The sequence below is a fragment of the Micromonospora sicca genome, assembly GCF_003172935.1.
Lineage (GTDB): Bacteria > Actinomycetota > Actinomycetes > Mycobacteriales > Micromonosporaceae > Micromonospora > Micromonospora sicca.
The window spans coordinates 1-2,017 of the sequence record NZ_QGKS01000533.1; the positions used below are offsets into that span (position 1 = coordinate 1).

3 protein-coding genes are annotated in these 2,017 nt (G+C 64.0%); 1 reads left to right on the top strand and 2 read right to left on the bottom strand.

The genetic code is table 11. The features are described from left to right. Positions 1-431, bottom strand: a 431-nt coding sequence (locus DKT69_RS37265; RefSeq protein ID WP_236648787.1) for an ISAs1 family transposase, incomplete at its 3' end; no start/stop codon positions are given. Between the two features lie 493 nt (positions 432-924). Beyond that, positions 925-1,395 carry a UPF0158 family protein gene (locus DKT69_RS37270; protein WP_109806037.1) on the bottom strand — a complete coding sequence of 157 codons (471 nt, stop codon included), beginning with the start codon at positions 1,393-1,395 and terminating at the stop codon, positions 925-927. A gap of 151 nt (positions 1,396-1,546) precedes the next feature. Here DKT69_RS37270 and DKT69_RS37275 point away from each other — a divergent pair, with 151 nt between their 5' ends. Further along, positions 1,547-1,846, top strand: a complete 300-nt coding sequence (locus tag DKT69_RS37275) for a hypothetical protein (RefSeq protein ID WP_146231326.1) — start codon at positions 1,547-1,549, stop codon at positions 1,844-1,846. Positions 1,847-2,017 lie beyond the last annotated feature (171 nt).

Here is a 2,017-nt window from a genome sequence, read left to right on the forward strand (position 1 = left end):
GCGTCGAGCAGCGGTGCGAACGCGGGGATCTCGTTGCTCTTCGCGCTCACGGTGACCTGGGCCAGGACGATGCCGGTGCTGGTGTCCAGCGCGGACAGCAGATGAACCTGACCACCGTCGGCACGGCGGGCTCCCCGCAGGGTTTTCCCGTCCACGGCGATCACCGTCCGATACCGGTGCGGCCGGGGTGTGACCGGCCGGGCGCGGACCTTCAGCCAGCCCGCGAGGACGGTAGACAACAACTGATCGTCGAGGCGGGTCAGCAACCGCCATACCGTCGTACCCGCCGGCACCCCATGGCCGAAGCCGAGCCGGTCGCGGGCCTGCTCATCCAGATCGTGCAACCAATCGGTGATCGCGGCGAACGACGACGCCCCCGCGAGGACCGCGCACACCGCGGCCGCGAGCAGGCCCGACAGCGGGTAACGCACTCCCCGTGGATCTCGAGGATCCGGGACCGCCGCCAAGGCGTGTAGCAGTCCCGTTGTCTCACCTGCAGTAACGGACGGTGGTGACGTGCCAGGGGTGCCGGCGACCGAAGACAGCGCGGGGATCGGGCATGATGACATCGGCGGGTGAGGTCCTCGGGGTGTCGTGAAGCCTAGAGAACTCCATGATCACCGACGCGATCTCACCCGCTCTACCTGCCTCCGCAGAGGCCACTCACCCCGTAGATTCCCAGCTCAGGGCACCCACCGATCGACTACGCAATCGCCCTGGCGCCGGAGCGACCTGTGGTCGGCCACCGGGTAAATCCGTGACCGCCACTGTCCGCCGACGCCACAGACACCTAAGCGGCGCGCACGCACATCGGCAGTACCGGAAGCTGAAGCGCAGTGCGGACCAGTCACGGTCTGTGATGTGCGATCAGCGGCAGATGCGTGCCGTTCGTCTTACAGGAAGTCGCGCGGCGCGGACGCCAGCTCAGAAAAGGTTGGGATCTGGGTGCTCGGCCACGAAACGCTCGCCCGTTTCGTCGTCGACCAGCGAGTTGTCGACCAGCCATTCAACAGCCCGCCGCTTCGCGCGCACATCGCGGAAGGCGTACCACGCTGGCAGTAGGTGCGGATACTCCTCATGCAACTCGTTCTTGAACCGCCGGAAGGCGCCTTTGCCCTGGATCGCTCGCGCGAGTCTGCGGCCGGCCGCCGCGTCACTGATCCTCTCAGCGAAATCGGCCATGTCCTGATACCAGATGCAGGACGGCAGCGGGTCGATGCCCACCAGGTCGAGGTCGTCAAGGTCGACGGGCGTGTGTCCGTCGATGCCGCCGTCCGTCGTCCAGAACACGATCTCGCCGGTCTGCGGGTTGATCAGCCAACGGTGCTCGTAGTCGGTCTGGTCCTCGAGCGCGGTGGCGATCTCCTCTAGGTCTAGCCTGCCCAGGTCAAGCATCCGGCCACCATAAACCCGCCGATCATGACACGTCGATACGCCTGAAGGCGTCGCTGGCACCATCGGATGGCACTACCTCGACGTAAAGAGCCAGGAGGATGACGTCACCCAGCGGCTGGCGAATGTGTCGTGTGCCTACGCCTACAACCAGATGAAGGACAACTGGAACCAGATGACTTCATGCGAGGCGCCGATCAAGAAGGGCAGAGCCACCACTGTGTATGTCGCGGTGGATCTGCCGGAGTTGTCCTCGGTAAACCTTGAGGACCTCGACTGGAAGATCGATTACACCTGTGACTGCCAGAAGTATTCGGTGGACCCGAACGCACCCACCGTTGTTTTCTATGCGGGCATCCCGAAGCCGGGCAAGTACCCGCTGCAGATCCAGATGAAAGACGATAGTTCCATGGTGGTCGCCGAGCGGAGCATTGCGTTCACCATCGTGAAGTGATCCTCAGGAAGTTTCGCCCGCCGTCCTTGCTATCCTCTTCGACCGTACGTGTTCAGCCTGAGGTGAGTCGCTGATCGGGACCTGTTGTCCACTGTGGCTGGCGTGCTGGCATGATCTTCGGGTGTCGTCCGAGCCGCAGCGTCCCTCGTATGAGGATCTTGTGGGTTTCAG

Bases quoted from the DNA above. Each gene is read 5' to 3' on its own strand.
- DKT69_RS37270 (WP_109806037.1), bottom strand. From the start codon at position 1,395: ATGCTTGACCTGGGCAGGCTAGACCTAGAGGAGATCGCCACCGCGCTC.
- DKT69_RS37275 (WP_146231326.1), top strand. From the start codon at position 1,547: ATGAAGGACAACTGGAACCAGATGACTTCATGCGAGGCGCCGATCAAG.